Here is a 25,052-nt window from a genome sequence, read left to right as displayed (position 1 = left end):
TTGTTTTATGCCCTTACGGGCACTCGCCGGTCTATCCGCGCGGATAATGCGGCCGACCTGTCCAGTGGGCTTGTTTGCGCAGTCAACCTCAATCAGGACAGGTTAAGCCGCGTTAATGCTACCGATTGACCTGTTCTTAATTTCCTGTGCGCTAACAAGATGCTGACCAACACGGCATCTACATGGCACTATCTGGAAGTACACTCCTAAACAGACCCTTGTTCGCAGGCGCCCTTGCCGGCCTGACGACCATTGCCGTGATGATGTTAATGGCCTGGGCCGGTGTGACGTTCGATGCCAGGCGGGATCTGGAAAAACAGACCGGTGCCCTGCTCGATGTCTGGCTCGCAAATATCGACCGCGGCAACCAGCTTTACGCGGACCTGGAGGCCTTGCCGCAGGACGATTGCGGCAGCGCGCACCTCAACAAGCTCAACACGCTGGTCTTTAAAGACAATCACATCACCAACATCTGGTTTTTCCCGGACGGTGGCTGGCGGGCCGCCTGTTCCTCGAGTTTCGGTCGGTTCGAGCCGGCCCATGATTTTGGCCCGCCGGAAAAGGCGAATCTGTTCAAGGACGGCCGCCAGACCTGGTACCGCGTGCCTTTTGACCGGGCTGAAGGCGTTGACAAGGTCACTGTGATCAAAAAGGGCCGCTACGGGGTGTCCTTCTTTCTGACCGGCAATCTTGCGACCGCCGCGGATGACCTCTTCTTTGTCTCCAACGTGAACGCGCCGTATGAGGAAATCTATCACGCCAACGGCAATTCCGAGCTTCTGGCACAGTTTAGCAGCAGTTTCGGACCGGTCTTCGGCCATGTCTACGCGCATGTCTGCGGACCAGGCGAGACCAGACTTTGTTATCTGACCATGATCCCGGCCAGCCGGGTGCTCGCGGAAAACGGCTTGCTGCTCGCTATTTTCGCGGCCTTCAGTCTGGTGACCGGCTTCCTTGTCTGCCAGCGGGTGCGCCGCGCCGTCCGCATGAACAACAGCCCGGCCGGCCGTGTCCGGCGCGCCATCCGGAACGGCGGCAAGGGCTTTGAACCCCATTTCCAGCCGATCGTGACTCTGGAAACGATGAAATGCGAAGGCTGCGAGGTGTTGGCCCGCTTCGAGGATGCCCAGGGCAAACTCTTCCCGGATGAATTCATCACCATCATCCAGGACCAGAACCTGACCTGGGAATTCACCGAAATCATCATCGCAAAAGCTCTGAAGCAACTGATCCCGCTGCTTGCCGGACGGCCGGGCTTCAAGGTCGGTGTCAATTTCTTCCAGGCGGATCTGGACGACGAGCAGATCCAGACCGTCATCCAGTCACCCGTTTTCCGCACCGCGACGGATGCGCAGATTTCGCTGAACTGCGAAATTCTTGAAACCGGAATTGGCACCGGCACCAGCATCGCCAAATCGCTGGAATATCTGCGCAGCATCGGCTGCCGGATCGCGATCGACGATTTCGGCACGGGCTATTCCAATCTTGCGCAGATCAAGGCGCTGAACCCGGATGTGGTCAAGATCGACAAGATGTTCATCGACGATCTCAGCACGACCCCGGACAGTGCCCGCGGCACATTCTTCAACGCGATCCTCGGCATTGCCGACGCGCATGCCATGAAAGTCTGCGCCGAAGGTGTCGAGACTTTCGAGCAACTGGCGTCCTTGAGAAACCGCGAGGTCGACTACGCGCAGGGCTATTATTTCGCCAAGCCAATGCCGATCAGGGACTTCTCGCTTTACCTGCTCGAGCAGACGCTCAAGGACAAGATGCCGACCAAGGGCCGGCTGCCGAAATTGTCTCCCGTGCCCAGCAACTGAGACGCTGCGCCAATTCCCTTCTCCCGGCAGGAGCGGAGCAAAATCTCTCCCCTGAATGCGCTTGCGATTGATCTGTCTCAAGGTGCAGCCCGCCGCTTGTCGGCACTTTGTGGGTCTCACAAGGAGGCAAGAATGAGCCACGTGCCACACGAACTTCACGAAGAATTCCCGGAAGCCGCAGACGCCCTGCACACTTTGAAGACCAACGACGCCCATTTCGCGCGCCTGGCCGACGAGTATCACACCATCAATCGCCAAGTGCACCGCGTCGAGACGGATGTGGAACCGGCATCCGACGAGGTTCTGGAAGACCTGAAAAAGAAACGGCTTCATCTGAAAGACCAGATTGCTGCCCTGCTGGCGGCTGCGGCTAACACCGCGTCCTGAGCCCCTCCTTTTCAGGCCGGTGTTAGAGCCCGCGCCGTCCCCGTCCGACGGCGCGGGCCACCACATGCCACTCCCCGAGACTTGCCCGTCCCTCCGGAGCGCCGTGGATCGCGTTTTTGAAGGCAGTACAGCCTGCCTGGTCACCGAAGAAACCTCAGCCTAACCACAATTCTTCCAAAAAAGAAGGCGCCGCAGCTTGCAAGAAGCCCGGCGCCAGTCTGGGGAGGAACGACCCTCATCGTTCGTTTGAAGATGTGGGATCGCCTGTCAAAGTTTACAAGGCAAGTGTGTGTGAGGCTTGCGTGACCGCGTCTCCAACGCGCTTGACGCCGGACAGTTCCGGCTGCTTAGTTCCGTGGCGTTATTCATTGGAACCGGTCATGTTCTTCTTCCGCTGTCTTCTGGTCCTGCTCTGGTTTGCTCCGTCTGCGGCGCTGGCTGCGGATCACTGCGTTGATGTTCAGTCGAAGAAGGGATGGCAACTGCTCTCCCTGCCCGGCGGCAAGATCCGCAGGGTCTCCTATTCCGGCGGCTGGAGCGTGATTTCGGGCATGTACAAGCCCGTTGGACCGCGAGGCTATTCGGGCAAGGATGCGCAGAAACTGGGCCCGCTCTACGGCTACAAGTTCGACCAGTCCTATGCCTTTGGCGAGATGCTGGTGCGCGACCGGGCCGGACGGATCGTGCCTTTTGCCGAATTCGCCGCCCTGGCTGTCAACGCGCCCGATCCATCCGGCGTCTATGCGTTCCGGATCAACGACAAGGATGTTGCCCTCTGGGACAATGCCGGCGCCATAAGGGTCTGTATTTCCATGCGCTGACCGGCTGACTTCACTGCCGTTCAAAATGCCCTCCCCCGATCAATTTACTCAACGGACAGACATGACATGACCCAGAAGACGGCACTCATCACGGGCGCGGCCCGCGGCATTGGCCTTGCCACCACCAAGCTTATGCTGGACCGGGGCTGGCAGGTAGCCATGCTCGATCGGGATGCCGAAGAGCTGGCCAGGGCATCGGACGGACTCGAGGGTGCCGCGCCCTTTGTCTTTGATGTCTCGATCCCTTCGGATGTCGACAAGGCCATACCCGCCATTCTCGAAAGATTCGGACGCCTGGACGCGGTGGTGAACAATGCCGGAGTGGCCGAATTCGGGCCGATCGAACAGACGGATTTCGCCATGTGGCGGCGGGTGATGGACACGAATCTCGATGGTGTCTTTCTGGTCTCGCAGGCCACCCTGCCCGCGCTGAAGGAGACGCGTGGCGCCATTGTCAACATCGCGTCCATCTCGGGATTGAGGGCCTCAACCCTGCGGGTGGCCTATGGCACCTCCAAGGCGGCGGTCATCCAGCTGACCAAGCAACAGGCGGCGGAACTTGGAGAATACGGTATCCGGTCCAATTGCGTCTGCCCCGGGCCTGTGCGGACCAAACTGGCCATGGCGGTGCACAGTCAGGAAATCATCGATGCCTATCACGACGCAATTCCGCTCAACCGCTATGGCAGCGAATTGGAAATCGCGGAAGTGATTGCTTTCCTCTGTTCCGAGCAAGCCAGTTACGTCACCGGACAGGTGATCGCGTCTGACGGTGGCTTCGAAAGCACGGGGGTCGGCCTGCCGGCACTCCGGAAGTGACCAAGACTGTAAGAGCGGCTCCCGCTCCTCCTTGGCTTAGTTCCGGAATGCGCCTTCCGGACGGTACTTGTCCATCACCGCATCGAGGCGGTCATTGGTGATCGCCGGATTGGCCTGTTGAAGACAGGGCAACAGGATCGCCTTGTTGGCGCGCTGCTGCGCTCCGGTCGGATATTTGCCGGGCTCCGGATTGACGGGTTTGAAACACTCGATGAACTGGACTTCCGTGATTTCCAGATCCGCGGCGATCTTGTCCGTCGGCCGGTTCGGGTCGTTGTCCGCGAGAGCGGGCTGGGCCACAATCAGCGCCGCGAGCAAAAAAAGGATCCGCATTCGAGTGTCTCCCCTGTCGATGGCCGCTCCGGCGGCCTTCAGTGTTGGATGGCTCTCTCAAGCATAATCCGGCCAGCGCCCCAAGGTGTGACAATCGTCACAAAAACTCCGAAATCACTTTTAAATTCAATGAATATTCGCGTTTCCAGAAACGAAGTCAGCTGAAAAAATGCGCGGCGACCTGGCGCCGATGCGGGTGGTTGCGGTGCTCGAACAGATAGATACCCTGCCAGGTGCCGAGGGCCATGCGGCCGGCCGAGACCGGAATGGACAGCGACACCGGCATCATCGCCGCCTTGATATGCGCCGGCATGTCGTCGGGACCTTCCAGTGTGTGCACGAGATAGGACATGGACGGGTCATCCGATGGTGGCACCAGACGGGAGAAAAAGGCATTCAGATCCCGCTGTACATCCGGGTCGGCATTTTCCTGGATGAGAAGCGAACAGGACGTGTGCCGCACAAACAGGGTCAGGAGGCCCTCGCCTGTGGTCTGGTTGCCGAGCCAGCGGGCCACATCGCCGGTGAATTCGTAAAGGCCTGCACCTCGGGTCGAAATCGAAAACGTCGTCTGCATATTTCTCTGGCCCGCCGTCCGGTTGATCCTCCACTCCGTTTAGCACCTCTTGCCAGAGAACGGGCAAGGATGTCCGCGAAGCTTTCGAAGATACGAAGGGAACACGGCTCGGAGTTGTGCGGGCGGCGTACCGTTGCCCGTACATTTTAAGGCTCTCCCCGGATCTCAGCGGTATTTGCCGTGAATGGCAGCGTATGTGCCGTCACGCCGCATCTCCGCCAGCGCCGCGTTGAAGGCAGCCATAAGCGCTTCCACCCCAGGATACGCCTTGGAAAAACAGAAATGAAAAGGCTGCCGATCGAGCGAAATGAATTCGAACGCGCCGGCAAAGCCATGCTTGCGGATCATGAATTCCGTCATCTCCCGCCCGCCATGCAGGTAGTCGAACCGGCGCGCCTGCAACATGTTCAAACCGTCGAGGGTGTTCGGGACTTCTATCGGGTCCGCGCCGATGTCCTGGAGTTCCTTGAGGCTTTCGTAGCCGGCCATCGAGGCAACCTTCTGACCGATCACATCTCGGATCTGGCGTATTTGCGGGCCGGCATGTCCCTTGCGTTTGAACAGGCCGTCCGTGAACGAGCTGATTGGATCTGAAAACAGCATATACCGGTCACGTTCAACGTTTTGCGCACAGGTCAGAACGCCGGCGGTTGTGCCGCTCTCGGTTTCCTTGAGCGCGCGTTTCCAGGGCAGAAAACGGATCGTCGGCACGTATCCCATACGCGTGAAGGCTTCCATTGCGACTTCGTAGTCGAAACCGCGCAAGCCGTTCACGGCCTCCTGCATTTCATAAGGCGGATAGTTTTCGGTGACGATATCAATCGGCGTCTGGGCAGACGCCGATCCCCAGCGCGCGATGACAAACACCGCACAAAGAAACAGCACGAAAGTCCTTGCTGACTGCATGACCCGCCTTTTGACCAAGAGCACCTCCTTTGCACCTAATGCGAAAGTGTAAACAGGACCCTCCTGTTTCCGTCGGAGACCGTCTGTTTTTCGCAAATACCCGGCGTTTTCCGCCAGTAGAGGTCGCACAGACGCCGCCCTGCAGCCCTCGCCTGCAGTGTGCCGGAAGCACCGTTCAACCGTTGCTATATGAGCCAAGGATTGCCATTTGAAAGAAACCTTCCGTCAAAGACCGGGTTCCCGATGGCCACCTCCCGCAAGAAAATCCTGATTGCCTCGCTCGGAACACGCGGCGATGTCCAGCCCTATGTTGCGCTCGCCCGGCAGCTTGTCAGCCTGGGCGCAGAGGTCGTCGTCGTCACTGGCGAGGGGTTTGACGACATGATCGAAGCGGCTGGAGCACGGGCGAGACCCGTGCCGTTGAACTATCAGACCCTGTTGCAGGACAAGGATGTCCAGGCTGCGTTGTTCACCCTGAAAGGCAAGATCAGGGCGGCCAGACAGAACCTCGATCTCCAGAAGGAGGTCGCCAAAACGCTCTGGCACACGGGCCTCAATGAGCGGCCTGACCTGATCCTGTTCAACCTGAAAGCCACGCTGATGACCCTGGTGGGGCGGCGGCTGAATGTTCCCGCTCTTCCAACCGCCCTGCAGCCGGTGACAGCGCCGACCGGCGATTTTCCCCTGCCCCTGTTCAGCCTTCCGGATCTTGGCCGGTATTTCAACCGCAAGAGCTATGCCGCCGGGCGTTTTCTGATGAAGGCAGGTCTCGCGCCGTTGATCAAACCGATCAAGGCCGAGGCTGAAGCGGAGTTCGCGATGCCGGGCAATCATATCGACGGTCATTGGCCCGGTGGCGGCAAAGCCCTTTCCCTGCAGGCCTTTTCACGCGCCCTGGTGCCGACGCCCGAAGACTGGCCCGAGGAAGCCTGGCCCAGTGGCTACTGGTTCACCGAGCCCGACGCCGACTATCGACCGCCCCAGACGCTTGCCGCTTTCATGGCAAGCGGTCCGCCGCCTGTCTATCTCGGCTTCGGGTCCATGCCCAGCAAGGATCCCGGTCGGCTGACGGATATCGTTCTGGCCGCGCTCAGCCAAACGGGACAACGTGCGATCCTTGCGACCGGCTGGGGCGGATTGTCGGAACAGACCCTGCCAAAGAACCTGACCGATAAGGTTTTCCTGCTGGAGAAGGCCCCGCACAGCTGGCTGTTTCCACGCTGTGCTGCCATTGTTCATCACGGCGGCGCCGGCACCACCCATGAGGCAGTGCGCTGGGGCAAACCCTCGCTTGTCTGTCCCGTCTTCGGCGACCAGCCCTTTTGGGGTAGCCGGGTCCACAAGGCTGGCAGCGGTCCCGCCCCGATCCCCCAAAAGAAACTGGAGCCAAATGATCTGGCAAAGGCGCTGAAGGCGCTTGAGGAGCCCGCCTACCGGGAAGGCGCTGAACGAGCAGCCTCGGTGATGGCCGAGGAACCCGGTGCCCGTGGAACGGCGGCACACCTGATGTCGTTGCTTGGGAAGGCCGAGGCGCCGGCTTCATCGGCTAGATAGGCCCTGTTCCTTGCTGAAGGATTCTCCCAGGAAGTTCATCATGCGGCGCACCCGCTCGACCTTCCGCAGATCGGGGTGCGTCAGGATCCAGAGCTGGTTGTCCGGCAGATCGGGATGGGCCAGGGCGTGCAACAGCCCGTCTCGGGCGACGTCCGCCGGCAAAAGCGCCAGCCCCTGCCCCTGACGCGCGCAGGCGGCCATGGCCATGAGATCGTCGCAGCGCACAACGACCCGGGCCCGGAACATCCGGTCGATCTGGGCAAAGCCCTCACGGCGCGCCTGAGCGCCGGCCGCACCGATCAGGTCATGCTCGCCGAGAGCCCCAAGACCGGACGGCGTCCCCCTTTCCGACAGATAGGCCGCGCTGGCGTAAAATCCCCAGGGAATATCCGCAACCCGGCGGCCGATCAGGTGTTCGGGCGGCGTGTGTGTCACCCTGAGCGCGATTTCCGCAGCCCTGTTGCTCATGTTGAGCTCCTCGTTGGAACTCAGCAACTCGACCGTGATCTCGGGATAGGCCTGCCGGAACGCCGCCAGGTAACCGGGCAGGAAATGCCAGGAGAAGCTGGCCGGCGCGGTCAGCCGGATCCGGCCCTTCAGCTGGATGTCCGTTCCTGATATCCGCCGGTCAATATCCTCCATGGCGACGGCGACCGACCGGGCGAGATCAAGGATCTCCGACCCCGCATCCGTCAGGCCGTATTTGCCCTGCACCTTGTCGAACAGACGCGTGCCCAGCTCGGTTTCGAAAGCCTTGATATGACGGAATGCCGTCGCGTGGCTGATCGACAGCCGTTCGGCGGCCGCGGAGAGCGAGCCGGTGTCGGCAACTGCCTGAAACGTGCGCAGGTAATTCCAGTCCATCGGTTTCACTTCTGCAAGTTCGGGAAGCAATTCTGCTTATTCAATTCATTTCTGCAAGACCATAGATCGTGTCTGCCGGCATCTTTCGCAACACCCTCAGGAGCACACCATGATCGGATACACCTCTCTTGGAACAAACAACCTCAAGCAATCCGCCGCGTTTTATGACGCGCTGCTGGCGGACCTGAACGCCCGGCGGATCATGGAATTCGACGATTTCATTGTCTGGGGCACCGGGACCGACTCGCCTTCCTTTTCGATTCACATTCCCTTCGACGGCCGTCCGGCAAGTATCGGCAATGGTGTGATGGTGGCGCTTTCGGCCAACAGCCGGGCGCAGGTCGACGCCGTCTACCGCAAGGCCATCTCATTGGGCGCGGCGGATGAGGGCAAACCGGGACAGCGTGCGGAAAACGGCTTCTACGCAGCCTATTTCCGCGACCCTGACGGCAACAAACTCAATTTGCATCACATGGGCTGACGCGGCCGGCCGGTAACCACATGGGCGGGCAGATTGCTGTTCGCCCTTTCCTTTTGGTGCGAGGCCTGACACAACTTAAGGATCCGCTGAAAGAGGAGTTACCGGACCCGTGTTTCCCGCCCGCTATACCGTCTTCGGTCTCTGTCTCGCCCTCACATTCCTGTTTTTCGTGTTGATGTTCGCCGTCAGCGTGCATTTCTTCTGGCCGTTTCTGGTCTTTGGAGTGCTTTCGCTGATTGGCTTTCGCGACACCCGTCAGACCCGCCACGCCGTCTTGCGCAACTACCCGGTCGCCGGGCATTTCCGCTTTCTGTTCGAGGCAATCCGTCCGGAGCTGCGCCAGTATTTCTTCGAGAGCAACCAGGATGGGCGGCCGTTTTCCCGCGAGCGCCGGTCGATGGTCTATGACCGGGCCAAAAACATCGAGGACGTCTTGCCCTTCGGCACGGAGCTCGATGTCTATGACACCTCGCACGGTTGGGTGAACCACTCGATCTGCCCGAAGCCGCACGGCCAGGACGACATGCGGGTGACCATTGGCGGACCGGACTGCAAACACCCCTATTCCGCGTCGCTCTACAACATTTCCGCGATGAGCTTCGGCTCCCTGTCGGGCAACGCCATCCTTGCGCTCAACAAGGGGGCCAAGGCCGGCAATTTCTATCATGACACCGGCGAGGGCAGCGTCTCGCGCTATCACCGCCAGGGTGGCGGCGACCTGGTGTGGGAACTGGGCAGTGGTTATTTCGGCTGCCGGGCGGAAGACGGCACGTTCGACGCTGAGAAATTCCGCGAACAGGCCGCCAACCCGCAGATCAAGATGATTGAAATCAAGATGAGCCAGGGGGCAAAGCCAGGCCATGGCGGCGTGCTGCCCGGTCCGAAGGTGACGGAAGAAATTGCCGAGGCTCGCGGCGTTCCGGTTGGCAAGGACTGTATCTCACCGGCCTCGCATTCGGCCTTTTCGACCCCGCTGGAGCTGCTCGATTTCATCGTAAAGCTTCGGGAACTTTCCGGAGGCAAACCGGTCGGTTTCAAGCTTTGTATCGGTCACAGATGGGAGTTCATGGCCATCGTCAAGGCGATGCTTCAAACCGGGATCAAGCCGGATTTCATTGTCGTCGATGGCGCTGAAGGCGGCACCGGTGCGGCGCCCGTCGAATTCGCCAACCGGCTGGGCACACCGCTGCGCCAGGGGCTGACATTCGTGCACAATTGCCTGGTCGGCACCGGCCTGCGCCAGGACATCAGGATCGGCGCCAGCGGCAAGCTGATCAGTGCCTTCGACATTGCCGGCGCCATGGCGCTTGGCGCCGACTGGGTCAATTCCGCGCGCGGTTTCATGTTTGCCGTCGGCTGCATCCAGTCGCAGAGCTGCCACACCAACAAATGCCCGACCGGTGTCGCCACCCAGGATCCGTCGCGCCAGAAGGCGCTGGTGGTGCCGGACAAGGCCACACGGGTCACCAATTTCCACAACAACACGATCAAGGCGCTCCGGGACTTTTCCGCCGCGGCAGGCCTCAATCACCCCAGTGAGTTCAAGCCCGAGCACTTCTACCTGCACGAGGGTCTCAGGGAAGTTATGCCCGCCAGTGCTGCCCTGACCTGGCTGAAGAAAGGTGCGCTGCTCGACCCGGTTCACGAGCTGCCGGGCTATTCCACCTATTGGGCGATGGCAACGGCCGAAAGCTTCGAGGCCTCCAAATCCGTCGAGGCGGCAAAGACTCTTATGCACCCCCATCGCAGGCATCATTGAGCGGCTCGTCCTCTCCGCTCGCCAAAACTTCAAGCGACTGTGGCGGGCACGGCATTTATCCAGAAAAATAACAGGAAAAGACTGTCATCCCCCGATCAGAAGAACTGGAAATCAAGTGCCCAACGATTGGGGTTCTCGTTGCTGCGGGCGAAAAACCCATTGCCGCTATCCCCCCACATCCAGCCTGACTTCGGTTCGCTGTCGATCTGTAGGACGTACTCAAATTCGCTACCTTGCGGATCATGGTTCCACCATGGCTCCGACTGAATGCAGGACGGCCAGCCGCCCAGTTTGGTTCCGTTCAACCGTTCGATGCCGTCTTGAGCGTAATAGTCGCCCAGTCCAAGAGCTTCGAAGTCGATCGGCAATGTGTCTTGGGTTGGATAATCCTCTCTTGTCTCTGGTGCCCAACGGGCTTCGAAGGGCTGCAGCGGGCTGTCGGGTTTTGAGGCTGCCGAAATGGTCTCCAGTCCATCAAGTGTTTGATAGGTCCTCAAGAACCATGCCCACCCGGGTTCAGGGTCCGCCGCATCCACGATCAGGGCATCGCTTTCAATATAGTCTTCCGCGATGAACACGGAAACCATTGCCAGGTCCTGGAGACCCGCCGGCATGAATGCTGCCTCAGTCAGATTCAGCTGGCACAGAGGCCATAGTGGCTTGTTTTTCCATGTGGGCCAGGCTTCACCTGCCCGCTGAACACGAACGTCGCCAAAAACCGTCGTGCATGGGTTGCCAGTTGGTTTGAAACCGCCCACTTTTAATCCGAGAGCAGGACGCCTGATCTGGTCTCTCCAGTTCATGTCGCCTCAATCTTCACAAAGCTTGCCGGTCTGCTGCAGACACCCGCGCTGACGTGTGTTTTCGCGGTGAACCCATGTATTTGAATCCTTGTAGCTCATCTTGGTGAAGATGCCCGCGCATGTGGCATTTGCGACCGAGCGGCCGGTAGCTGTGTTGTAGAAGCTCTCCTGCTTGAGTTTTTCGCAGCGGCTCTGGCCGCCGCCGGAAGCGTCGCTTGTACGGGATGTCGTCGTGGAGGTCGTTGACGTCGACTGGCAACCGGCAAGCCCCGCGATTAACAGAATGGCAAATGCTTTGAGGGAAACAATTCTCTTCAAAATTCAAACTCCGTTTTCAAAAATGGTTTGGACCGTGAGTTAGTACGGCATGATCTCCTGCGGTTCACATGTTTTTTTTCAGCCGGACGTGATACTGATCCGCAAGCAACGCTGGCCCGTTGAGCGCTAGACGACACAGCACCCCAGAGAAGCGCTGCATTGTTTTTTGGCAATTTTTTAGAATATCCGGAGACCATAGCACACAGGTCGTGCAACAGAGGCAGAGAGATGCCGCACCGGTCAGTCCAACACCTTTAGACCTTATCACTGAGCCCCAACGCAAATTGCCCAGCTTCATGCGAGCGGATCAGGGCGTGGCGGACCAGGTCGTCAAAATGACCGGCAAAGAGCTGAACGTGGCGCGTGTTTGAAAACGCCAGGTAGCGCTGACCCAGATAAAGCGCGGCCCATTTTTGCCCGAACACTGTGAAGGGCGCGGAAAACCGGTCGGTTGCACCGAAGAGATGCAAGCGGAGCGAGGGGTAAAGGTCTTCGAGAGTCCGGCCCATGACCTCCAGCTGCTCCCGGCGCGCTTCCAGCGTCAGTCCAGCCCAGAGGCCTTCGCCGCGGGCGAAGCCTTCCAGTGCCTCCTTGGAAAGCGCAATTTCCATGTCCGATTCGGCCCGGTGCAACAGCGCGCGCTGGTCGCGCGTGCCGGTGATCGCCTGATCCGCCGTACGCAGGGTTTCGCCGGCATATTCATAGGCGAGCACGGCCTCGGTTTTCAGGACATCGGGCAGGTTGGCCGGCACGTGGCGGATCTTGGCACCAACCGCATCCCGGAACCAGGCGAGCAGATGCTCGTCGACAGGATGGCGCTCGGTCTCTGCCACCTGAACCGCCTGATCGAGAATTTCCGCCGCCGCACCGCGGTGGGTCGACAGGCCGAGCAGCCAGTCGGACGAAACGCTGAGCGCCGTCGCGATGGCGGCGAGCGCCTGGCCATTGGGCAGGCGCGGCGCGTCCTCCGACAGAAGCTGCGACACGGTCGACCGGTCCAGACCGGCGCCGCGCGCCAGGTCGCTGCGGTTCATCTCGCGGCTACGCAAGGCATCCGACAGGCGTTCGCGGAACAGGTCTGCGCGGTCTCTCTTGTCCATGCGGGGAGTATTGTCATCCGATTTTCAGAAAATCAACAGGCGCGCAGAATGAGAAACGCTTGACCTTGCCCGTTATTCCGCCGCGCTGAGCGCCAGAAAGCCGCCCGACTGGCGTTCCCACAGGGCTGCATAGAGGCCGCCTTTGGCCAGCAACTCCTGGTGACTGCCCTCTTCGACGATCCGGCCCTTGTCCATGACGACCAGCCGGTCCATGGCGGCAATCGTCGACAGGCGGTGGGCAACGGCCAGTGTCGTGCGGCCTTCCATCATCCGGGCGAGGTTCTGCTGAATGGCCAGCTCCGCTTCACTGTCGAGCGCGGAAGTGGCCTCGTCCAGGATCAGGATCGGAGCATCCTTGAGCAGGACGCGGGCAATCGTGATGCGCTGGCGCTGACCGCCGGAGAGCTTGACGCCCCGGTCGCCGACATGGGCGTCGAGCCCCTTGCGGCCCTTGCTGTCGATCTGCTCCTCGATGAAGTCCAGCGCTTCGGCCGCGCGGGCAATCTCCCGGATCTCCTCGTCCGACGCTTCCGGGCGGCCATAACGGATGTTGTCGCGGATGGAACGGTTGAGCAGGGAAATGTCCTGAGTAACCACACCGATCCGGCTGCGCAGCGAGGCCTGGGTAACATCGCGGACATCCTGACCGTCGATGGTGATGGTGCCGCTCGAGACATCGCGCAGGCGCATCAGCAGCGAAATCACGGTCGACTTGCCCGCACCGGACAGGCCTACCAGCCCGACCCGTTCGCCGGCCGCGATCGTGAGGCCGAATTCTTCCAGAACGGGCTTCCTGTCCTTCTGATAGGCGAAGGAAACACCGTCGAAGCGGATCTCGCCCTTGCTTACCGCCAGTTCGCCCGCGCCGGGCCGGTCGGTAATGTCCGGCCGGCTGGTCATGATCGGCATGGCATCGCGGATGGTACCGAGCGTCGAGGTGATCGACTGGCCGACACCGATGAAACTCGACGAGGCATGGGACAGCGAGCGGGTCACCGTCAGGCCGGCGACAAAATCGCCGATGGAGACCCAGCCGGCGCTCATGCCCCAAAAGCCGATGGAGACCACCGCCAGGATCATCAGGACGTTGAGGAAATAGACGCTGCTGTCGGTGAGGATATAGGAGCGGTTTTCGCTGTGGCGGGTGTCGATGGTCTCGCCGATGACCTTGCGGATGGCGCCGGCTTCCGAATCCTCGGCGGCGAACAGCTTGACCATGGCGATGTTGGAATAGACGTCGGTCATCGCCCCGGTCGCGCGGGAATTGGCTGCTGCGACTTTCTGCGAGCGCTGCATGTAGGAGGGGATCGCCAGCCAGGCGACCAGGCAATTGGCCGCGATCCAGACGAAAACCGGGATTGCCAGCGGCCAGGCCAGCGCCAGCAGCAACAGGAACGAGCCCCCGAACTGGATTATCAAGAACGGGAGGGTCTCGATCGCAATCATCATTTGGCGATGCACGGACATCGTCATCTGGGCGATCCGGGACGCCACCTGGCCGGCAAAAGTGTCCTCGAAAAAGGCCAGGTCCTGGATCTCGACGGCCTTGTGCGCCTGCCAGCGCATGGCGGCGGGCAGCAGGATGCGAACGGTCTGGAAGGCGAAGGACTGACGCAGCAGAAAAGTCAGCGGGTCGATGATGACAAAGAGCAAGAAAAAACCCACGAGGACCCAGACATTGTCGCTCAGGAACGGTGCCGCCCCCTGCTCCGTGACGCCGTCGACCACATAGGCGATGGCCCAGATCCCGGCGAGGCCGAGGCTGGAGGAGATCATCGCCAGCAGCGAAACGATCACGAGCTGGGACCGGAACATCCTGGCAAAATGCCAGACCAGATGCAGCGGTCCCCTGTCCGGCAGCGGTGAGACCGGAAGGTCGAGCGGTCTGATATGGGTTTCGAAGGGGCGGAAATACCGTTCGATGAGCCCGGCCAGGACCGGCTTTGCGATGGGCACCCGAAAGCTCCTTGCTGGGCCCCGGGTCAGGCCCGTGGCTCGATCCTGTAGACGCAGCGCCGTCCGCCGGACAATTGATGCTCCGTGCGCTCAACGGCGACATCGGGGCCGAGCACTTCCTGAAACAGGGTCAGTTCCGACCGGCAAAATCCCTGGCAGGCGGTGGCCGCGGCGCAGATGGAACAATGGTTCTCGATCAGGAGGTACCCATTGCCGTCCTCAGCGACGTCAGCCATATAGCCTTCCCGGTTGCGCAGCTCCGCCAACACTTCCAGTTTGCCTTGCAGGTCTTCTGCCCCGCTCATGGCTTCCTGGTAGGTCTTGCGGCTGTGCGCTTCCCGATGGGCGATCAGTTTTTCCAGCCCTTCTGCGCCGAAGATGTCGCTCATGCCATTGAGCAGCCCCAGAACCAGGTTGGAGTGGTTGTCCGGAAACTGCTGATGTCCGGCCGCCGTCAACGCCCAGACCCGTTTCGGGCGGCCGACAGTCCCTTTCAGATCCTCGAAATCCACGAGACTGTCCTGATGCAATCCATCGAGATGCTGACGGACGGCAACGGTTGTCACGTTCAGTCCGGTTGCCAGCTCCGCCGCAGTTTGCGGGCCGGAAGATTTCAATGCGTTCAAAAGACGCGTTCTCGTTCGGTCTGCCATGGCTCTTATATAACGCATCCTCCGGATAAAAAAATAGTCTGCTTATCTTATTAAGGCCAAGCCCGGACATATCGGGACATACAAATGGGATGCCGCCCCTTCGCAAATTTGCTAGGCTGGAATGATGTGAAGGTGAGGAAATCTGCCACAAGTCGAGTAGAACGGAGTATTTCTTCCATCTCCTGCCGTGTCCGGATTGATTTCCCTGCTTGTGCACCTGTTAAATTGAGGTGATGCCGGTCAAGAATTCAACGCTTCGCACAAGGTGACAAAAGCTAAAATTGCCGCCTCTCCGTAGGCCAAAGCGCATTACAAGATGCCGAAAGATATACCTAAAACAATTATTTACGTTCTTTCCGGTAAGAAAGTATAACTGCGGAGGGCACGATGGAAAAAATCCGGGCATTCATTAGGTGGATGATGATTGATCCGCGCCGTCCGGATATCGCCCAGGCACAGTATAACGAACTGAAGACCCAAATCCCGTCGCTCTATGCCCTGCTGATGGTCAATGCCGTCGCGGTGTCCTACACGCATTTCGACGCGGCTCCGGTCTATCTGACCGTTGGCATACTGGCACCGATCCTGGTGATGACTTGCCTGCGTATGACGGCTTGGATACGTGCCCGCAAGAAAGATCTCGGACCGGAGGAAGCCATCGCCAAGATGCGCCAGACAGTGGTGCTCGGCAGCCTCGTTGCCGCGATCTACATCGCCTGGTCGCTCAGTCTGGACAGCTATGGTGGCCCGTCGGAACGCGGTCATGTGGCCCTGTTCATCGCGATCACGGTGATTGGCTGCATCTTCTGCCTCATGCATCTGCCGCAAGCGGCGCTGATGGTGATGGTGATCGTCACTGTCCCCTATCTGGTCCACTATCTGGGCCAGAACCAGGATGTCTATGTGGCGATCGCCCTGAACATTTTCCTGGTCTGCCTTGTCATCCTGCAAGTGCTGTTCAACGGCTATAACGGCTTCTGCAAGCTGATCCAGTCGCAGTCTGACCTGGCCGCGAAACAGACGGAAACCGAACGGCTGAGCGCAGACAACGCCCGGCTGGCCGAAACCGACGTGCTCACCGACCTGCCGAACAGACGCTATTTCTTCAATCGGCTTGATGAGCTGACCCGGGACTACGGCAATAGAGGCGATGTCTTCGCGGTCGGCGTTGTCGATCTCGACCGCTTCAAGCCGATCAACGACACCTATGGCCACCAGCTCGGCGATCAGCTGCTGATGGAGGTTGGTCACCGCATGAAGACGCTCGGCCTCGACACGGTCGAGATCTGCCGCCTCGGCGGCGACGAGTTCGGCTTTTTCTACTGCGGCGACCTGGACGACGCCGCGGCGGTCGGCCAGACCATCTGCGAACGCATCAGTGAAGCCTACAGGATCGGCGACCTGCAATTGTCCGTGGGCGCGTCCTGCGGCATTGCCTTCTTTCCGGAAGCCGGCCGGACGGGGCATACGCTGTTCGACCGGTCCGATTATGCGCTTTACCATTCAAAGACGACCTCGCGCGGCCGGACAACGGTCTATTCCACGGAACACGAAGCCAGAATCCGGTCTGAGCGGGCCATCGAAAGCGCCCTGCAAAACGCGGATTACAATCAGGAATTCGAGGTCCATTTCCAGCCGGTCGTGCTGCTTCCCGAGCGGGTCGTGGTCGGCTTCGAAGCGCTCGCCCGATGGGACAACCCGGTCCTTGGCAAAGTGCCGCCGGATACCTTCATCGCGATCGCGGAACGCACAGGCCTGATCCACCGACTGACCGTTGCGCTGTTCAAGAAGGCTGTTTCCCAGATTACGGCGCTGCCGCATGACCTTTACCTGTCCTTCAACCTCTCCGCCCACGACATCACCAACGCCGAAACGGTCGCGGCCCTGCTTGAGATCATTCGCGGCAACGGCATCGACCCGCGTCTCGTCACGTTTGAAATCACCGAGACATCGGTCATCGACAGTTACGAGGCCGCCGAGACCTGTCTGCGCACCCTTCGCGCCGCGGGCGTGAAACTGGCTCTGGACGATTTTGGCACCGGTTATTCGAGCCTCGGTTATCTGCACCGCCTGCCGATCGACTGCGTCAAGATCGACAAGAGCTTCGTCGCCGGGCTGCGCGAACCGGTTGCCAGCGGCGTGGTCACGTCGATCCTCAATCTGTGCCGCTCCATGCAGATCAACTGCGTCGTGGAAGGGGTCGAGGAAAGCGATCAGCTGGCGGTCCTGGAAACCATGCAGTGCCGGTATGTCCAGGGCTACTTCTTCAGCAGGCCCATGCCCTTCGACGAGGTCCGCAACACCCTGGCGTCCGGGGCAACGATTGCCGGGCTGCCGATCGGCAACGCCGGCAGCCTTGCCGACGCCCGGATTTCCGGTGCAAAACCGCTGTAAGCGGCCATGGCCTCCGCCGGACCTTGTAAAAGAGAACACATGACCGGCGGCACCAAACGGCAAAAGGACATGCGCAAGGCCCTGCGCGCCCTGCTCCCCAGGGTGCCGATGCACGACGCCGAATCCATTCTCGCGCTGGCCCTGTCGGGCCATCTGCGCCACTTGCCTCCCTCGATCGCGCTGTGGCAGGCGACCACCAGTCACATCCGTCACGAACTGACAGACTACGACACGCTTCTGGAAGACGGCTATGACAGGGACGCCGCCCGCTTTTTCGTTGTCGACGAGATGAACGAGGTGCTGCGCGGTTGGGGATGCAACAAGGAAGTCTCCGGTGAACCGGACGCCTGACCCGGCGTCCGGCCCAACACTGGCTTGCCCTCACCCGATCTCAGGGACGCCGGGCTATCAGGTCGATCTCCACCAGCGCATCCACCGCCAGCCCCGACACGCCGACACAGGTCCGGCCCGGCAGTCTGTCCGGCGGAAAGAATGACCGGTAGGTCTCGTTCATCGCCTGGTAATCGCGCTTGAACTCGGTCAGGTAGACGCGCATGAAGGTCACGTTCTCAAGATCGAGACCAAGGCCGTCCAGAACAATCTTCAGGTTTTCCATGACCCGTGCCGTCTGCGCCTCGATCCCTTCCGGCAAAGGGGCCTCCGGGTCGTCCGGCAAGGTCGGCATCTGGCCGGTGACGAACACCCAGCCATCGGCTTCGACCGCATGGGAAAACGGCGCGACCGGCTTGGGTGCCTGGTCGAACATGTGGTGGATCGGCAGCATCTCAAACTCCTCGGGACGGTGTTACGCCCGCCAGAGTAGCCGCTCAGATGCGTTCGTAAATCCACTGTTCCGGGATATGGGCGGTAACGGTTTCTCCAGGGGCAATCGACCCGGGCTTTTCGACATAGCCGACCAGACCGCGCAGCCGCTTGGCCTTTTGCGGGAACAGGAGATCAAGCCCGTCGCGGTCCGGATAGTGTTCGGCAATCGCGGCCCCGGCAAAGCGGCAGGGCGCGTTGTCGCCATCCACCCGGAGAACCACGCCGCCCTCAAAGACCAGACGTGTGCGCGGCGGTACCCAGGTCAGGTTCGGAATCCCGACAAGGGCGATGTTGCCGCCGATCCACTCCGGTTTCAGCTCCGCGATTTCCATGCGCGCGGCAATCAGCGAGAGTTCTTCCAGCGACAGAATGGAAATCTGGCGCTCGTTGCACATTTCCGTGCCACGTGGATACCACGGCTCGCGGCCACCGGACAGCCGCGTGAAACCGGCATGGCGGTCGCCAGCAATGCCCTCAAAGCCAAGAGCCAGCGTTTCGACTGCCTGGGTCTGAAAGTCCTCCGGTGCGGGGGTCTGGTAGACGCCCTCCACCTTGCCGGTCACCTTGAATTTCCGTGTGACCCGAAGGTCGTCCGGCAACTGGGCAAGCTGGTCCATCAAAAAGCGCTCCTGTCTGTTTTGGGCCGCAGTCTAGTTCCACGACAGGAACACCACCACCAAAACTGTTTGATGAATTAATCGATGCCGTGAATGGATCGCGGAGCCGCTTATCCCCAACTGACGTCGCAAATCGTCAAAACTGCGAACTTGCAGCACGGTCGCGCTTGCTTTTTGCTGGGGTAACAAACTTTCAACAAGAGCCTGCAAAGATATCAGGGTCGAGACCGGAAACCGCTGCAAGCGCCGACACATCATGAACGTCAATCTGAAATCCGCACGTCGATTGGTTTTCCTGGCGAGCACCCTTGCGAGCCTTAGCCAGTCGCCGTCGCTCGCGCATGCTCAGGATGTCGTGCTGCTGCAGGACAATTCCTATCCGCCTTACATGTCAGAATCCGGTGAAAAGCCGACCGGCATCTACGCCGCGATCCTGAAAGAAGCCGGCAACCGCCTCAGCACAGGACAACTTGTTGTTCAGGCCGTTCCCTGGACGCGGGCCACCGTGCTTGTTGAAAACGGACGGGCGCAAGGCCTGGTCGGCAGCTATTACAAGCCGGATGACCGCCCCTGGATCCGGCATTGGTCGGAACCGATTTTCATCGAAGAGGTCAGCGTCTTCTGCCGTGAAGGCGTCGCCAGCAAGGACTGGGCCTATCCGGACGACTATGAGGGACTGCTGTTCGGCAATGTCGCGGGCTACAAGGCACCGGGTCCGCGTTTCTTCGAGATGGTGGAAGCGGGCAAGATAAAGCTCGAAGAGGCCCAGACCACCGAACAGAACCTGAGCAAACTCGTTCTGGGCCGGATCGACTGCTATGTGGTCGAACGCCTCGCAACGGAAATTCTGATGCGTCAGAACGGCTACGACACCGTCGAAATCGTTACGACAGCGTCCCAGGAACCCGCCCATATCGGTTTTTCCGACAAGTGGACCGGCCCGGAGGCCGATGCCTTCATAGCCGAACTGGACGAGGTCCTGAAAACCATGAAAGCCGATGGCACAATCGACCGGATCGTTGCCTCCTACTCGGGCACCTGAGGCTGGTTAGAACGAATGCCAGTATCGGTCCGGAATCGCCCTTTGGCGCTCGGTCATCAGGGGATTGTCGATGTCGAAGGTCAACCGGTCCTTGGGATGGGCCTGTTCGATTACGGTGCGGATCATCGGGTGGGAGTTGAAGTTTTCCATGAACGCGCCGGACTCGTAAGCGCGCCGCAACCCAGTCTCCAGAAGATCCCCCAATTCCTCGTTGTCCTTTTGAACATAGAACATGTAGTCGAACCGGTAGCGCACCATCAGGTGCGGATCGACGACAAGATTTTGATGTTCGGGCTTTCGAATGCCGATTTCGACATAAGCCTCGTGAATGCCCCTGTTGAAGATGTTGATCCGCTCCTTGGCCAGCATCTTCCAGAGATTTTCATATCTCGACCGCTGCACGGAGAACCCTGCAGCCTCGAAAATGCGGGTATCCGGCCAGCCATTGCCCGAGCCCACGACCGCGAATTGCTTCAGCGTGTCGAGGTCGCCGATCTCCGCCAGGGCGGCGGCGAACCTGTCAGTGGTGATGAAGATCCGGTGGCCCAGCAAACCGCGGGACAGAGGGATGTCGATCTGCCGGAACCGGGCTTCGCGTTCGGCGGAAAAGCCGCTGAAGAAAACGTTGAAGCTGGACCGGCCGCTTTCCAGTTCCAGGAACGCCCGTTCCTGCGGCATGGTCAGCACCTCGATCTCCAGCTCCGCGTCGCGCCCGCAATGGGCCAGCGCCAGTTTGAGCACGGAAATCTCGTAGGCGAAAACCTGTTCGCCCGCCCCCAGCAGTCCGAGGTGGACCTTGATCTTGTCGCTTGCGGACACCTGAAAAGGGATCAGGCTAACAATCCAAATCAGAGCAAAGACGAACCAGCGTCTCATGGACGTCCGTTCCTCCTAAGAAATCCCCGTTAGCATATAATACCAATACGCGATTGGTCTTAAGAGAAAACTGAAGGGCTTCGAAACGGCCACCTCTCCTATTGCAAGGGGACGGAGCAGACCATCTGGGTGTGCTGGGAGTTGATCCAGCAATTGGCCGGCAGAGGTCCTGTCGGGATCGGGTAATAGTAATAGACCGGCGGCTTGTTGGCATTGGCCATCGCAGCACCTGCGGCAACACCGGCCGCATAAGCCGCACCCGGATGGTAATAGGGGCCATAGGGCGGATAAGGGTGGTAAGGTGGATAATACGGGTGGTACGGATGATGCCAGGCCCGGCAGCGCGGATCCTGCGGCGCGTGGTAACAATACGGTCCATAGGGTTCGAAGCCGACGCCGCCCTCGGCCGTTTGCGCCGTGCCATGGTGCCCGCCGCGCGGCGGACGGGAACTGCGGTCGATGAACAGCGCCACGCCCTTGGCACTTTCCGGCAGCTCGCCGCGCAGCACCTTGACGCCATAGACCACGGAAGAGCCCTCGGTCTTCGCGGAAGTCAGCTCCAAAAGCGCCGGCGCCTTGCCGGTTTCGCTCAGGACACTTACCACCGCGTTCGGTGGATCGCCTTCAAAGCCATCCGGTTTTTGCCAATACGCGGCGAAATCCTCGTTGGACACCTGACCGCCCAGCCGATAGGGCCGGTCGCTGAAGAACAACACGCCGGTATTGGCGTCTGTCAAGGTCAGATTGCTGCCGTCAAAGGTCATCTCGCCGGCCTGCTGAACAAAGTCATAGGTCGGCGGCGGCGCCGGATCGCCTCCGGCGGGTTGTGTTTCCTGCGCAAGGGCAGGCCATGTTGCCAGGGCACCGATCAATCCGGCGAACATTGGTCCCCGGCCCATCTTGAACACTCTCATTGTTCCAACTCCTCCCGAGCTCATCCCAACTTCTGCATGTTGCACGTTCGGCCTGACACACATGTGATCTGCAACACATTCTGCCGGGCCAATTGCAGCTGCATGAAGGCGCGAACATGAATTCGAGGTAAGGGTCAGGCGGCGAAGGAGAACGTGTTCATACCCCTGTCAGTGGCTGGAAGGCACCGACCGCCGCTCAAAAGCGCCTGACCATAGCTTGTCCTCCCGCAACCCTTCGAGGCAGCGAATGACCTTGCGCGCGTGATAGAGCATTGCGACCCAGTCCGTCGCCAGCCGGGTCCCTGCACCGGAAAGCTCCGGCACGGCCTCCTGCCAGTCCTCCGCCAGTCCCGGCACGGCTTCCTGCGGCCGCCCTTTCAGGACGGCGCTCAGTGCATCTTGGACCCTGTCGTCAAGACGTCCCGCCAAGGTCTCAAGTTCCGCCGCCCCGGTCGGACTTTGCTCAGTTTCTCGCCGGACCGCCGTTCGTGCCTGACGGTAAAGGACGACATAATTCGCCAGCACGATAACCAGGACGTCCAGCTTTTTGCCACTGCCGGAAAAAGACGACCAGGGCGCCTGCTCGGCGCGATAGGCGTCGGCTGTTGCGATCAACTGCGTCGCGGCGGCGCGCAGGCGGGCCAGATCGCGTCTGTCTTCCTGTTCGGAGTGTGTCTCGCATTTCAGAAAATTCGCGCAGGCCACAAGATAGCCGTCCATCAGCACGCGGATGCTGTTTCCCGAGCGTTTGGGAAACAACAGCCAGGCTGCGCCAAGTCCGATCGCCGCACCCAGAAGCGTGTCGTAAAGGCGAGCCCAGAGTTCGGCCAGCGGCAAGCCTTCTAGGGTCTGCAAACCCATCACGACGAGAAAGCTGATAATGCCCGAGGCAATGGTGTAGTTCCGGTCCATGAAAACGATCACAGCCGGGATCGCGGCAATGACAAGGCCAAGCCGCAACTCCGGCGCTCCGGCCAGCACCGGATCGACTGCCATGGCGATGACTACCCCGACGGCGGTGCCGACCGTGCGCTGCACAGTCTTTTGCAGCGTCGTGCCAAGACTGTTGGTCAGGACAATGATCACCGTCAGCGTAACCCAATAGGCATGGCTGAGATCAAGGGCGACACCGAGCGCGGTGCCAGCCGCGGCGGCCACTCCGGCCTGGAGAGCCAGGCGCCAGGCAAGACGCCGCCACCAGGCTGTGCGCCCGCCTTCCGCAGACAGGGTCGCGGCCAGAGGCTCCAGGTCCGCTTCCTCGGCAAGAAGCCACAAGCGGCGGAGCGCCTGGGCGATCCTCAGGATCTGAAACTGTTCCCCGCTGGCCAGCGCCGGATCCGGTTTTGCCCAGTCGGTCGCCAGTTCCCGGGTCCCCGAGGCACTGCCGGATTGCAGCTTGTCCGACACGGCCCGGACCGAGCCCAGATAGGCCGCATCCCTCGAAAGCCCCGCCCTCGCCTCATTGGAGAGCTGGTTGGTGGCGTCGCGCACGACGTCGAGCGCGAGTTCGATCATGGTCGCAGCTTCCGGCGACAGGCCCTTGAGCGCGGGTTTTGGACCAAGCAGCTGCGCACAGGTTCGCAGCTCCGCGCGCAAGTCCGACAGGTCCTTGAGGGCGTCCGAGGCGCTCTGTCTGGTGGAGAGCGCGCCCTGACTGGCGTCTTTCAGAAATGCCGCCATCACCTTGCGATTGGCGGCCTCAACGCGCCTGTAGGTGGCTTCCGTGGACGGGCGCCACAGACAGATGCGGATGGTAAAGGCGGTCAGCGCGCCGACGATTGCCATGGCCGGCAGCCAGACGCCGGGAGAGACAGGCAGGCTGCCCATGAACACGAAAAGCCAGCAGATCGAAATCATGCGGCCGGCGCGCTGCCAGACGCCGCCAAGGCCGTCGAGCGAAAAGCCGAGCGCGATCACACCGACCCAGAGCACCTGCAGGACGATGGAGATCGATGCCCCCGCCAAGGTTCCTACCAGCGCGCCAACACTGAACAGGCTGATAAGGATCGCGCCCATTGCGGCAATCGACGTGATTTCCTGCCTGCGGGTCGCCACCGGTGTGAAGATCAGGCAATGCGCGCCGCTGGCCGCCGCCATCACTGCAAGCTTGAAACCGGAGACCCCGGGCACATAGCCGCCGATCACATTGCCGAGCGTTGCCGCCGCCAGCACCGTCAGCATCAGATGAACGCCGCGCACCAGGCGCAGCGCCCCGGGATCGTAGGCGAGAAGGTCAGCCAGCGCTTTTCGGGCGTGTTGAAGCATCGGTTGAACGTGAATCGTTGCCGCTAAAGGTCTGAAATTTCAAATTCAAGTCTGATCAGAACAGAGCACGAAATAGCCTTGCTTGCCAGTTAGCTGATGCATCGCTTGAAGGTTTATTCCCTCCAGGGGAATTGAGGCGGGACAGAAAAATGGCGCATACAGAGCTCCCGGAACCAACAGGCAGGACTTCATGAAAACCGTCTATCTCGTGGCGGCCGTTGCTGGCACACTCCTCCCCTGGGCTTTTTTCGCAGGCTTTCTCGGCGCCCATGGCGCCGACATTCCCCTGTTCGTGTCGCTTCTGTTCGCCAGCAAACCCAGCGCGGGCATCACCACCGATCTCCTGATCTCCTGCGCCGTTTTCTGGATCTGGTCCTGGCGCGATGCCCGTGAAAACGGCGTTGCCGGCTGGTGGCTGACCATCCCGGCAATCTGGTTCGTCGGCCTGTCGCTCGGGCTACCGCTTTATCTTTGGCTGAGAGAGAAGGCGCGAGAGGGCGGGATGTGATCCGACGCTCTGCTTCCTTGTCCTATTCTTACTCCCCCCTCGCCAACGTCATCCCGGCGGGAACTTAGCGGAGAGCCGGGACCGGTGCTCAAGAAAATTACTTCCAGAGCGTCATCCTGAGGAAGCGCGATAGCGCTGTCTCGAAGGATCGGCGGCGTTCACAGGAGCTAGTGTGGTGAATTTGAAATTCGCCTCATTGTTGCAGCGACCATCGAAGCGAATTTCAAATTCGAAAACCACACTAGAAACATATGCTTGCTAGTCACCCTTTTGAATCTGAAGCTCGTTCCGAGTGTGCCGGGAAATAAGACGAACTTCAGATTCGGGTGACTAGCGGCCGATCCTTATCTGTTTGAATTTTTGTAGATTGGTTTTGGGAGGGCCGGTTGCTGCCCTCCCAAGTGGGCCGGAGACCGTACGATCCGCGGTACGTGGCAGTCCGTTCGAAGCAAGGCTC

Annotated in this window: 25 protein-coding genes; 11 read left to right on the top strand and 14 right to left on the bottom strand. The window is 60.3% G+C overall.

What is annotated here, in order from left to right; all coding sequences use genetic code 11:
- Nucleotides 1–218: 218 nt before the first annotated feature.
- From M0H32_RS05560 to M0H32_RS05545, 4 genes are all read left to right on the top strand, one after another.
- Nucleotides 219–1,823 (top strand): EAL domain-containing protein, encoded by a 1,605-nt coding sequence (locus tag M0H32_RS05560; protein WP_248151874.1) that lies wholly within the window; start codon nt 219–221, stop codon nt 1,821–1,823.
- A gap of 132 nt (nt 1,824–1,955) precedes the next feature.
- Nucleotides 1,956–2,210 carry an HP1242/YdcH family protein gene (locus M0H32_RS05555; protein ID WP_248151871.1) on the top strand — a complete coding sequence of 85 codons (255 nt, stop codon included), beginning with the start codon at nt 1,956–1,958 and terminating at the stop codon, nt 2,208–2,210.
- Nucleotides 2,211–2,590: 380 nt separating this feature from the next.
- Nucleotides 2,591–3,031, top strand: a complete 441-nt coding sequence (locus M0H32_RS05550) for a hypothetical protein (RefSeq protein ID WP_248151870.1) — start codon at nt 2,591–2,593, stop codon at nt 3,029–3,031.
- A gap of 66 nt (nt 3,032–3,097) precedes the next feature.
- A complete protein-coding gene (locus tag M0H32_RS05545) occupies nt 3,098–3,850 on the top strand; it encodes an SDR family NAD(P)-dependent oxidoreductase (RefSeq protein WP_248151865.1) in 753 nt (250 codons plus the stop codon).
- A gap of 36 nt (nt 3,851–3,886) precedes the next feature.
- Here the strand turns inward: M0H32_RS05545 and M0H32_RS05540 are convergent, their stop codons facing one another.
- The 3 genes from M0H32_RS05540 to M0H32_RS05530 form a co-directional block, all read right to left on the bottom strand.
- Nucleotides 3,887–4,183 (bottom strand): hypothetical protein, encoded by a 297-nt coding sequence (locus tag M0H32_RS05540; protein ID WP_248151862.1) that lies wholly within the window; start codon nt 4,181–4,183, stop codon nt 3,887–3,889.
- A gap of 157 nt (nt 4,184–4,340) precedes the next feature.
- Nucleotides 4,341–4,760 carry a secondary thiamine-phosphate synthase enzyme YjbQ gene (locus M0H32_RS05535; protein WP_248151854.1) on the bottom strand — a complete coding sequence of 140 codons (420 nt, stop codon included), beginning with the start codon at nt 4,758–4,760 and terminating at the stop codon, nt 4,341–4,343.
- Nucleotides 4,761–4,925: 165 nt separating this feature from the next.
- On the bottom strand, nt 4,926–5,666 hold the full coding sequence (locus tag M0H32_RS05530) for a substrate-binding periplasmic protein (RefSeq protein WP_248151852.1): 741 nt from the start codon (nt 5,664–5,666) through the stop codon (nt 4,926–4,928).
- A gap of 243 nt (nt 5,667–5,909) precedes the next feature.
- On the opposite strand from M0H32_RS05530, the gene M0H32_RS05525 reads away from it, so the two are divergent.
- On the top strand, nt 5,910–7,220 hold the full coding sequence (locus tag M0H32_RS05525) for a glycosyltransferase (RefSeq protein ID WP_248151849.1): 1,311 nt from the start codon (nt 5,910–5,912) through the stop codon (nt 7,218–7,220).
- Here M0H32_RS05525 and M0H32_RS05520 read toward each other — a convergent pair.
- Nucleotides 7,206–8,084, bottom strand: coding sequence for a LysR family transcriptional regulator (locus M0H32_RS05520; RefSeq protein WP_248151846.1), 879 nt, complete (start codon nt 8,082–8,084; stop codon nt 7,206–7,208). The genes M0H32_RS05525 and M0H32_RS05520 overlap by 15 nt on opposite strands.
- 109 nt (nt 8,085–8,193) lie before the next feature.
- Here M0H32_RS05520 and M0H32_RS05515 point away from each other — a divergent pair, with 109 nt between their 5' ends.
- Complete coding sequence (locus tag M0H32_RS05515) at nt 8,194–8,565, top strand: VOC family protein (protein ID WP_248151842.1); 372 nt, start codon at nt 8,194–8,196, stop codon at nt 8,563–8,565.
- A 109-nt stretch (nt 8,566–8,674) separates the two neighbouring features.
- Complete coding sequence (locus M0H32_RS05510; RefSeq protein WP_425607295.1) at nt 8,675–10,324, top strand: FMN-binding glutamate synthase family protein; 1,650 nt, start codon at nt 8,675–8,677, stop codon at nt 10,322–10,324.
- 95 nt (nt 10,325–10,419) lie between these two features.
- Here the strand turns inward: M0H32_RS05510 and M0H32_RS05505 are convergent, their stop codons facing one another.
- The 5 genes from M0H32_RS05505 to M0H32_RS05485 all read right to left on the bottom strand — a co-directional run bounded on the left by M0H32_RS05505 (nt 10,420) and on the right by M0H32_RS05485 (nt 15,154).
- Nucleotides 10,420–11,127, bottom strand: a complete 708-nt coding sequence (locus tag M0H32_RS05505; protein WP_248151839.1) for a DUF1963 domain-containing protein — start codon at nt 11,125–11,127, stop codon at nt 10,420–10,422.
- A 6-nt stretch (nt 11,128–11,133) separates the two neighbouring features.
- Nucleotides 11,134–11,445 carry a hypothetical protein gene (locus tag M0H32_RS05500; RefSeq protein WP_248151837.1) on the bottom strand — a complete coding sequence of 104 codons (312 nt, stop codon included), beginning with the start codon at nt 11,443–11,445 and terminating at the stop codon, nt 11,134–11,136.
- A gap of 254 nt (nt 11,446–11,699) precedes the next feature.
- Nucleotides 11,700–12,545 (bottom strand): helix-turn-helix domain-containing protein, encoded by an 846-nt coding sequence (locus tag M0H32_RS05495; RefSeq protein ID WP_248151833.1) that lies wholly within the window; start codon nt 12,543–12,545, stop codon nt 11,700–11,702.
- Nucleotides 12,546–12,617: 72 nt separating this feature from the next.
- Entirely contained in the window at nt 12,618–14,501 is a 1,884-nt protein-coding gene (locus tag M0H32_RS05490) for an ABC transporter ATP-binding protein (protein ID WP_248151831.1), read from the bottom strand.
- A 26-nt stretch (nt 14,502–14,527) separates the two neighbouring features.
- Nucleotides 14,528–15,154 carry a helix-turn-helix transcriptional regulator gene (locus tag M0H32_RS05485; RefSeq protein WP_248151829.1) on the bottom strand — a complete coding sequence of 209 codons (627 nt, stop codon included), beginning with the start codon at nt 15,152–15,154 and terminating at the stop codon, nt 14,528–14,530.
- Between the two features lie 387 nt (nt 15,155–15,541).
- On the opposite strand from M0H32_RS05485, the gene M0H32_RS05480 reads away from it, so the two are divergent.
- The gene (locus tag M0H32_RS05480) at nt 15,542–17,548 is read left to right on the top strand and encodes a putative bifunctional diguanylate cyclase/phosphodiesterase (RefSeq protein WP_248151826.1); all 2,007 of its coding nucleotides are present in this window, start codon (nt 15,542–15,544) and stop codon (nt 17,546–17,548) included.
- A gap of 39 nt (nt 17,549–17,587) precedes the next feature.
- A complete protein-coding gene (locus M0H32_RS05475) occupies nt 17,588–17,899 on the top strand; it encodes a DUF2293 domain-containing protein (RefSeq protein WP_248151824.1) in 312 nt (103 codons plus the stop codon).
- A 40-nt stretch (nt 17,900–17,939) separates the two neighbouring features.
- Here M0H32_RS05475 and M0H32_RS05470 read toward each other — a convergent pair whose 3' ends face one another.
- Together M0H32_RS05470 and M0H32_RS05465 are read right to left on the bottom strand one after the other, a co-directional pair.
- Entirely contained in the window at nt 17,940–18,332 is a 393-nt protein-coding gene (locus M0H32_RS05470; protein WP_248151821.1) for a RidA family protein, read from the bottom strand.
- 43 nt (nt 18,333–18,375) lie between these two features.
- Nucleotides 18,376–18,990: an MOSC domain-containing protein gene (locus M0H32_RS05465; protein ID WP_248151818.1), complete on the bottom strand. Its 615-nt coding sequence runs from the start codon at nt 18,988–18,990 to the stop codon at nt 18,376–18,378.
- Between the two features lie 256 nt (nt 18,991–19,246).
- Between M0H32_RS05465 and M0H32_RS05460 the strand changes: the two genes are divergently transcribed.
- Nucleotides 19,247–20,032, top strand: a complete 786-nt coding sequence (locus M0H32_RS05460) for a substrate-binding periplasmic protein (RefSeq protein WP_248151815.1) — start codon at nt 19,247–19,249, stop codon at nt 20,030–20,032.
- A gap of 6 nt (nt 20,033–20,038) precedes the next feature.
- Here M0H32_RS05460 and M0H32_RS05455 read toward each other — a convergent pair whose 3' ends face one another.
- The 3 genes from M0H32_RS05455 to M0H32_RS05445 form a co-directional block, all read right to left on the bottom strand.
- Nucleotides 20,039–20,908 carry a transporter substrate-binding domain-containing protein gene (locus tag M0H32_RS05455; protein ID WP_248151812.1) on the bottom strand — a complete coding sequence of 290 codons (870 nt, stop codon included), beginning with the start codon at nt 20,906–20,908 and terminating at the stop codon, nt 20,039–20,041.
- Between the two features lie 98 nt (nt 20,909–21,006).
- Nucleotides 21,007–21,822 carry a hypothetical protein gene (locus tag M0H32_RS05450; RefSeq protein WP_248151809.1) on the bottom strand — a complete coding sequence of 272 codons (816 nt, stop codon included), beginning with the start codon at nt 21,820–21,822 and terminating at the stop codon, nt 21,007–21,009.
- Nucleotides 21,823–21,990: 168 nt separating this feature from the next.
- On the bottom strand, nt 21,991–24,087 hold the full coding sequence (locus M0H32_RS05445) for an FUSC family protein (protein ID WP_248151807.1): 2,097 nt from the start codon (nt 24,085–24,087) through the stop codon (nt 21,991–21,993).
- 190 nt (nt 24,088–24,277) lie between these two features.
- On the opposite strand from M0H32_RS05445, the gene M0H32_RS05440 reads away from it, so the two are divergent.
- Nucleotides 24,278–24,595 carry a DUF2834 domain-containing protein gene (locus M0H32_RS05440; protein ID WP_248151804.1) on the top strand — a complete coding sequence of 106 codons (318 nt, stop codon included), beginning with the start codon at nt 24,278–24,280 and terminating at the stop codon, nt 24,593–24,595.
- Nucleotides 24,596–25,052: the final 457 nt, after the last annotated feature.

Source organism: Roseibium sediminicola, from assembly GCF_023156505.1.
Taxonomy (GTDB): Bacteria; Pseudomonadota; Alphaproteobacteria; order Rhizobiales; family Stappiaceae; genus Roseibium; species Roseibium sediminicola.
Note: the sequence above shows the minus strand (reverse complement) of the source record. Positions and strands in the feature narration are given on the sequence as shown.